This window comes from Dyella marensis, assembly GCF_900112865.1.
Classification (GTDB): Bacteria; Pseudomonadota; Gammaproteobacteria; order Xanthomonadales; family Rhodanobacteraceae; genus Dyella_D; species Dyella_D marensis_A.
Map to the genome: position 1 here is coordinate 62,228 of NZ_FONH01000021.1, position 7,639 is coordinate 69,866.

The 7,639-nt window shown below is 62.5% G+C and carries 8 protein-coding genes; 7 read left to right on the plus strand and 1 reads right to left on the minus strand.

Annotated elements, in window-relative coordinates:
* Nucleotides 1-95: 95 nt before the first annotated feature.
* From BM172_RS19205 to BM172_RS19215, 3 genes are all read left to right on the plus strand, one after another.
* Nucleotides 96-995 (plus strand): hypothetical protein, encoded by a 900-nt coding sequence (locus BM172_RS19205; RefSeq protein WP_035323590.1) that lies wholly within the window; start codon nucleotides 96-98, stop codon nucleotides 993-995.
* Nucleotides 996-1,190: 195 nt separating this feature from the next.
* The gene (gene chrA, locus BM172_RS19210) at nucleotides 1,191-2,345 is read left to right on the plus strand and encodes a chromate efflux transporter (RefSeq protein ID WP_231504214.1); all 1,155 of its coding nucleotides are present in this window, start codon (nucleotides 1,191-1,193) and stop codon (nucleotides 2,343-2,345) included.
* Nucleotides 2,346-2,440: 95 nt separating this feature from the next.
* The gene (locus BM172_RS19215) at nucleotides 2,441-3,607 is read left to right on the plus strand and encodes a M23 family metallopeptidase (RefSeq protein WP_177218841.1); all 1,167 of its coding nucleotides are present in this window, start codon (nucleotides 2,441-2,443) and stop codon (nucleotides 3,605-3,607) included.
* Between the two features lie 39 nt (nucleotides 3,608-3,646).
* Here BM172_RS19215 and BM172_RS19220 read toward each other — a convergent pair whose 3' ends face one another.
* The gene (locus BM172_RS19220) at nucleotides 3,647-3,877 is read right to left on the minus strand and encodes a hypothetical protein (protein ID WP_026635785.1); all 231 of its coding nucleotides are present in this window, start codon (nucleotides 3,875-3,877) and stop codon (nucleotides 3,647-3,649) included.
* A 158-nt stretch (nucleotides 3,878-4,035) separates the two neighbouring features.
* On the opposite strand from BM172_RS19220, the gene BM172_RS19225 reads away from it, so the two are divergent.
* The 4 genes from BM172_RS19225 to BM172_RS19240 form a co-directional block, all read left to right on the plus strand.
* Nucleotides 4,036-4,647, plus strand: coding sequence for a TetR/AcrR family transcriptional regulator (locus tag BM172_RS19225; RefSeq protein ID WP_026635786.1), 612 nt, complete (start codon nucleotides 4,036-4,038; stop codon nucleotides 4,645-4,647).
* A 166-nt stretch (nucleotides 4,648-4,813) separates the two neighbouring features.
* Entirely contained in the window at nucleotides 4,814-6,190 is a 1,377-nt protein-coding gene (locus tag BM172_RS19230; RefSeq protein WP_143096555.1) for a hypothetical protein, read from the plus strand.
* 193 nt (nucleotides 6,191-6,383) lie between these two features.
* Nucleotides 6,384-6,860: a hypothetical protein gene (locus BM172_RS19235; RefSeq protein WP_026635788.1), complete on the plus strand. Its 477-nt coding sequence runs from the start codon at nucleotides 6,384-6,386 to the stop codon at nucleotides 6,858-6,860.
* A 556-nt stretch (nucleotides 6,861-7,416) separates the two neighbouring features.
* The coding region (locus BM172_RS19240) for a hypothetical protein (RefSeq protein ID WP_143096556.1) at nucleotides 7,417-7,639 on the plus strand (223 nt) is incomplete at its 3' end.

Consider the following 7,639-nt stretch of genomic DNA (forward strand, 5'->3'; position numbering starts at 1 on the left):
TGTCTGGATTAGCCTCGGTCACGCCACATCTCAAGCTGACGCGAGGCGATATGGACACAAGGCGGGCATCTTCAATCGGCTCAGTCCCTGCAAGCGTGAACTCGGTGCTGAAAAAGTGGTTCGTTCTGCCGCTACTGCTGGTCCCGTTTTCCCTGGCGGCGCTGCCGGTGAATCCGGTTCACCTGGTCTTTCGAGCCGACGATCGGCCCTTGGCGGACATTCAGGAGGCCGGAGGCATGCGGCCGTGGGCGAATGGCATGCCGGACGATAATCTGCTGCATCACTTCGAAGGCGAATCCATCGAGGGCCATACCAGCAACTTCGTATCGACGACATCGAGCCTGGGCGCGGCAATCGAACACGCGGCTTCGCTGGCCCGACCCAACAGCGAGGAACCCTTCGATACCGACTTCGTCACTTACATCTATCAAGTCCGGCCCGACCATGGCTTCTACGATGTCGAAGCCTCGCTGGCGCAGGCGCGGGACATCGCTGCTTCCGACTCTCAACGCCGGACTCGACTGGAATCGATCCTCCGCGACTATGCAGGCATGGACGAACTGGTCGCGCATCGCGGCTTCTCGCATGAGCGGATCATCGCCTATGCGGAGCTCACCGGAACGCTGCTTCAGCGTTTTGGCGTTGCGGCCGGCTCGCCCTTGCTTTCCCCAACTTTCTGGAGCCATCGGTGGATCGGCAACGCCGATTACCGCCCGGCCTACGATGCGGATACGAGCAATCCTGAGGTCTACACGAATGTCGGTGATCCGCGGGGCTACCGAGACATGGCCGCTGGCGAGACGCTGGCGGCAGTGCCGCTGGCCTTTACCTGCGAGAGCATTCGCCTCGATGCCGGCGGCAGTACGCAGCGAAAGCGCAGGCATGCCAATCGTGCCGCCTGCGCAGGCCAGGCATACATGACGAGCCGGCTTCTGCCGAACAGGATTTTCTATGACAAAAGGCTTTTAGAGGCGATCGTGCGCGACGGGCTTTGAGCGGGGCAACCGCGGCCCGAATCGCCAAGCCTGAGTTGGGTCGATTCCGTAGCGAGTGCGGCAGGCGCTGCCGGCTTGTCATCCGATGGGTGGATACTAGGCCATTACGGGTTGCAAGCTGTTCCTCCGCCCATGTCTACGAGCGTGCCAACCTCGAACACCCTGTCAGCAGGGCGCGCTCTTGAAGTCGGGGCGGTGTTCCTGCGCCTGGGGCTGACTTCGTTCGGCGGTCCGATCGCGCACCTGGGCTACTTTCGCCGCGAGTTCGTCGAGCGCCGCCGCTGGCTCGACGAGGAGCATTTCGCGCAGCTGCTGGCGCTGTGCCAGTTCCTGCCTGGGCCTGCGAGCAGCCAGCTCGGTTTTTCGATCGGCCTGCTGCGTGCCGGCTGGGCAGGCGCGTTGGCAGCGTTCGTGGCGTTTACCTTGCCGTCGGCACTGTTGCTGTTTGCATTTGCCGAATTCAGCAGCCAACTGGCGGGCCCGTGGGGGCAAGCCGTCGTCCACGGGTTGAAGCTGGTGGCGGTGGCGGTCGTTGCGCAAGGCGTGCTCGGCATGGCGCGCAGCCTGTGTCCCGATGCGCCGCGCGCCTTGCTGGCGGTGGCGGCTACGGTGTTGATGGCGATCAGCACGCTGCCGGCGATGCAGTTGCTCGTCGTGGCTGGTGGTGCCGCGCTCGGGCCGTTGATCTGCCGGCGGGTGGTGGCGCGGCAAGGCGACAGCTTTGCGTTGACGTACGGTTCTCGCGCAGGCGTGGCGCTGCTGTTGGCTTATGGTGCGTTGCTTGTGGCAGCACTGACGCTATCGCCGCTGCTGCCGCCGCTGGGCCAGATGGCCGGCGCCTTCTATCGAACCGGTGCGCTCGTCTTCGGCGGCGGTCATGTCGTGCTGCCGTTGCTCAAGCACGCCATCGTGGATCCCGGCTGGGTCAGTCCGGATACCTTCCTGGCCGGCTATGGCGCCGCGCAGGCGGTGCCGGGGCCGATGTTCACCTTGTCGTCGTTCCTCGGTAAGCAGATGTATGGCGGGCAGGGCGGGGCGATGGGCGCGACAGTTGGCGTGCTGTCGATCTTCCTGCCAGGGTTGCTGGCGGTATCGGGTACCTTGCCGTTCTGGCGGGCGCTGGCGGCGCGCGACCAGGCGGCACGGATGCTGGCGGGCGTCAACGCGGCGGTGGTCGGGTTGCTGGCTGCGGCGCTTTACGATCCGGTGTGGGTCAGCGCGGTAGGCGATGCGGGGGATTTCGCGATCGCGGCAGTGGGATTCGTGGGGCTGGTAGCGGTGCGCTGGCCGGCATGGGTGGTGGTGTTCTGGTGTGTTGGGATTTCGCTGGTGCGCCACGCATGGGTGTGATGCGTATTAGAGGGCATGAGGGGATGCCAGTGGCAAGTGCAATTCTGGGTTGGACGTCACGTTCGCCATGTCGATGCGCTTTTGGGGGAGTCCGAATGATTCGCAGATCTGCCATTGCAGTCCTGTTCGCCGTGTCCTGTTGCTTGTCGGTTCTCCACGCGGAGAAGGCGCTCGCGCCGGTGGAAGCTCGGGTGCCGTTTGCGCCAGCGGGGTTCGTGGGTACGGATGGCTCGGTCCATCTGGCTTATGAACTCCACCTCACCAATTTCTATGGCGACACCGGTGTGCTGAAGCCCAAGGGGCTGCAGGTCTTCGCTGACGATGCTAAGACGCCGTTGCTGGCGCTGAGCCAGGACGCGCTGGCCTCGTGGATGCGGCCGGCGCCTGCGGAGCATGCGGTGGTGTCGATTGCGCCCGGGAAGCGCGCGGTGGTTTTCGTGTGGATCACGCTGCCGCAGGGCGTGCCGGTGCCGCACACCCTTCGGCATCGCATCGAGTTCGAAACGGAGAAGCAGGCCGTCGTCACGCTCGACGGCGCCGCGATACAGGTGGACAGCCGCCAGCCCGTGACGCTGGGCCCGCCCTTGCGCGGCGGTCGCTGGCTGGCGCACGAAGGGCCCGGCGCCGCGCAGTCGCATCACTGGGGCAGCCTGGTGGCCGTGAATGGCGCCCTGACCATTCCCCAGCGTTACGCGCTCGACCTGGTTGGCATCGATGCGGCGGGGCATGCGATGCGGCCGGGCGTGAAAGATATCCGCAAGTCGACTTATGCGGATTGGGTGGGCTATGGCGCGAATGTGCTGGCCGTTGCCGATGGCGTAGTGCGCGATATCCGCGACGGCGAGCAGGAACATCAGCCGCTCAGCCCGCAACCCGAACCGGAGTCCCTGACCGCCGATGGCCTGTTCGGCAACTACGTCGTGCTGGAGCTCGAGCCGGGCGTCTTTGCCACCTATGCCCATCTGCGCAAGGGCAGCATCAAGGTGAAAGCCGGGGACCGCGTGCATCGCGGCGGCCTGCTGGGCCAGCTCGGCCAGTCCGGCAACTCGGCCGCACCGCATCTGCATTTCCAGATATCCACCGCGGCGACTTTCGAAGGGTCGGAGGGCCTGCCCTACGTCTTCGAGAGTTTCGATTTCCTCGGGCCGGAATCGGAAGCGCAGTTGTTCGGGAATGGCGATGCGTGGAAGGCGACGAAGGTCGAGCACCGCCGCTCGCAATTGCCGCTCAACGACGTGGTGATTCAGTTTGCGAAGCCGTAGTTCCATGGCATGGCGACCAGCGAGGTCGCCATGCCTGCTTCAAACCACCTGATCGGTAATGCGCACATGCGCATTGGTGATGTGGAAACCGTACCTGGCGATATCGTCCATGCATTCGCCCGAGTCGATACCCGGCATCGCCCGCTCGCGACTCAATTCCGCCGACTTGACCGCAGCCCACGGTGCGAACTGCGCCGGCAGGTTCGCCCCGGCCTCATCCTGGGTCACGCCGAACACGCGGCCCGGGCCGCGAAAAACATGTACCAGCATCTTGTCTGCTCCTGATGTGGGCCATCGATGAACTGTTCCCGCAACTCTGCCTTGCCGCGCCAGTTGGGCCGGCATCGCTAACATGGCATTTCGCATACCGCCGTTGCTGCGGTATGCTTGTTGACTATACATGTGTATATCTAATTAGCAAAGCCACCATGACCTCGACGCGTTCCTACACCAGTCCCGTGCGGGCGGCCGCCGCCGCCGAGAAGCGCGATCGCGTACTGCAAGTCGCGACGGATGTGCTGCGCGAATCCGCAAGTGCGACCCATTTCTCGCTGGATGCGGTGGCGAAGATCGCCGGCGTGACGCGACTGACCGTGTACAACCAGTTCGGCTCGCGCCGCGGCTTGCTGGAGGCGGTGTTCGACAGCATTGCGCTGCAGGGGCAGCTTGGACGACTGAGGCATGTCCATGCCCAGCCGGATCCGCGCGAAGGCATCGATCTGCTGATCCGCATCTGCTGCGATTTCTGGAGCAGCGATCCGGCGGTGCCGCGTATCTATGAAGCGATGGCTTCCGATGTGGAGTTCGCGCAGGCGCTGACGGAGCGCAACGAGCGGCGTCGGCAATTGATTGGAACGCTGGTCGAGAAGCTCTCTACCAAGGCAACGCGTCCGCAGCTGCGTCGCGATACCGTCGATTTCATTTTTGCCCTGACGAGCTTTGCGATGTTCCGCATGCTGGCGCCGGGGCGGTCGTCGGATGAAGTGGGTGAGTTGATCAGGGCATCCGCGCATGCGGCTTTGGAGAGAATGGCTCGGTAAGCCCATGCCCGCCCCGATTCGGACACGGTTGTGTCGTTGACAGGCCATGCTTGGCAGGGAGGGGAGCTGCACAATAGGAATGCTATACGCTGCTACCCGGCCATTCCGCATGGGTCGCCAACGCATATCCGCCTGGCACGCGGTTGTCGTTTACTTCGGGGCTTGTATGAATTTCTGGTTGCGCGCGATAAGCGTGCTGGCTTTCGTAGTGCCGTGGGCGCTACCAGCTTTTGGGAGCGAGTCGAATGATTGCGCGCAACTGGCCCGGTTCTCACCGCCGGGGTCTTTGACGATTACACGTGGTGAGGTCATCGGCCAGCCGGGCGAGCGTGCAGTCATGACTAGTACCGGCCCGGCACCTGGACATGACGGCGCAGGGGTGGGCTACCTGGTTACCGGCGACAAGGTCGACTTCGTTGCTGCGTGCCAGGGCTTCTCCTATGTGCGCTACCACGGCAAGACCCAGACGACCACAGGTTGGATCGATAGCCATCGACTCCAGTTGCACGGCGAGCCATTCATTCCTTTGCCTCCCAATGCGAAGCAACTATGTGCGGCGGCAGAGCGTGCTGCCAATGCAGGCACCCTGGTGGCGTTGCACTCCAGGCAGATTCCAGATGAGACGCATCTGGTCAATAGTGCCGAGGAATGGTCTACACCGAACAACTACACGCCTTTGAATGTGGATGGACGCCCGCTGGCCGTCGTGCAATGGAGTCAAGGCGGAACCTGCTACACGGACCTGGTGGATGTGAGGACCAGCGATCTGAAAAAGCTGCTGTCGCCAGGCGACATCGTGAGCCGCAATCCCGTGCGGCTGCGTTTTGGCGGGAACGCATGGGGCATGGGCGTTGAGGAAGACGTCGTATCGATAGTTGGCAAACCCATGATCCGCTCCAGCGAACGCCAGGAAGATTTTGAGCTGTCCAGCATCGATCAGTCGGGCGATACCCAGCTCGTCTGCCATGGTCGCTTGCGACCCTTGCCGGGCAAGCCCGAGGTCGTCGAGGGCAATAGCTCGTTGTGTGAATCCATTGCGTCGAGCGCGGAGCCGGTTGCGATGCAACCCGCCAAAGGACATTTCACCGTGCCGAAGGACATGGATCCGAGCGTCAGCCTGGAGGCCTTGCAATGGGGATTGGTTAACCTGGACAACACAGGCGATGAACGCCCGGTGGGCGTGGTCAACTACAGCTTCATATCCTCCGGTGGATGCGGATCTGGTTTCGATATGCAAGTTCCGCTGCCGCTCAATGGAACAAGCATTTCGCTGGCCGAGGTCGAGGCTCAACTCCAGGCGTTTCATGGCGATGACGATCGCATGAGGTTGCTAGGCAAGCTGCTGATTCGCGTCGTGCGCCATGGTGGGCAGACCTATGTCGAGGTTCTCGATGCCGGTTTGATGTCCAGCGAAGACAGCAGTCATGCTCCGCTGCAATCCGTGTGGAAGCTCGATTCCACCGGGCCGAAGCAAGTCTGCAAATATCGGACGCGCCACTATGAGGTGACGCCGCCGACGGCTGGCGAGCGCATCGGAACCTGAGGGCGAAGGCTTTTCAGCTCACTTGGCGAACTCGATTGGACCACTGCCGTCGTGCTCATTTTCGGAGTAGACGGCAGAGGAGCGGCTGGTAGGTTGAGCCGAGTGACTATCCGGCGCCCGCCATCGATATGGGCGTGGCGGTTGAGTGCAGGGCAGCAGGCTGTCGAACTAAGGAGAAACGATGCGTTGTTGGATGCAGCTTGCTTTGCAGGGCCTCACGCTTGCCGTCGCGGCGACGTCGTCAGCCGCCTACGCCTCGTGCTGGGAGTCCGGGCAGGGGCCGGCGGCGGTGTATCGCCATCCGTCGGTACCTGTGGAATTCAAGGACGCCACTTTTGTCGTTATCGCGCGTGTCCTTGGCGAGCGCCGTATTTCCTCTGCTGACGATCCGGAAGGCTATGCATGGACGATCTACGACGTCCAGGTGTTGGAGGCCTTCAAGGGCAAGCCGCCGCGAGCTCTCCATCTGCTATCCGAAAACACGACGGCTCGGTTTCCTATGGATAAGGGCGAGACCTATCTGTTGTTCGTAAGCCGCTCGCCAAGCGTGGAGATGGCGGGTAATGAGCGCCTCCCGGGGGACTATGTGGACAACTGCGGCAACTCGGCAACCGCCAGGGAGGCGGCCGACAAGATCAAGGCGCTAAGAGTTTTGTCGAACGCTCGATAGATGGCGAACTATCGGACATGTCTGTAAAGCACGCATGCGCGTGCGCTGACGGCATGCACCTACAGACAACCAAAAATCGATTTGATAGTGTCGATGGCGTTGCCCGCGCTGTGTCTTGACGCGCGACGCGGGCAACCATGGCAGCAATGCTGTGAGAAGCGCGGGCCGCAGGAGTTGGCGCTCCTACGACCCGCTGACCATCACCAACTTAGGAGAGTTGATCATGGCTAAGCCAGATCATACGGGACTTCCGCGCTCGCTGATCCCCTCAGCGACACACCCACCGACCATCCGGGCCGTCCGACCATTACGCGGACACGGTTGAAGAACCGCGGACTAAGAATTTTCGCTGGCAATTTTCCTAGCCGTCCTACCCGGCACGTAGTTCTGCGCGACGGCGAAAAGCACTGATTCCGTATCCACTTCCTCAATCAAGCCGCCCGGCGCTCAGCCTTTGAGCCGCCGGTGAACCCTCGAGTCCGTGTGATCGCGGTATGCCGTGCTGTCTGCGGCATGCCGTTTACGGAGCGGGGTGCGGCACAGCATGGAGTTGCTTATGAACAATGTCTTCGGCGAACCCTGGATTATCCGACACACCCGTTATTTCTCCGATCCCAAAGCGGAGCCGGATGAACTGTTGAACGATGCCACCGAGTGGCTGCACTACGCCTACAACTCGCTAAAGTTGCTCGCTGAGCTGGTGGACGAGCGCGGCAGCATCGACGCGCACCGCCTGCCGATCATGCTCGACGGCATCGCCGCCTTCATCGAGATGGGCA

Excerpts from the sequence above, each read along its gene's own strand:
- BM172_RS19215 (WP_177218841.1), top strand. The coding sequence starts at position 2,441 with ATGATTCGCAGATCTGCCATTGCAGTCCTGTTCGCCGTGTCCTGTTGC.
- BM172_RS19220 (WP_026635785.1), bottom strand. The coding sequence starts at position 3,877 with ATGCTGGTACATGTTTTTCGCGGCCCGGGCCGCGTGTTCGGCGTGACC.
- BM172_RS19225 (WP_026635786.1), top strand. The coding sequence starts at position 4,036 with ATGACCTCGACGCGTTCCTACACCAGTCCCGTGCGGGCGGCCGCCGCC.
- BM172_RS19230 (WP_143096555.1), top strand. The coding sequence starts at position 4,814 with ATGAATTTCTGGTTGCGCGCGATAAGCGTGCTGGCTTTCGTAGTGCCG.
- BM172_RS19235 (WP_026635788.1), top strand. The coding sequence starts at position 6,384 with ATGCAGCTTGCTTTGCAGGGCCTCACGCTTGCCGTCGCGGCGACGTCG.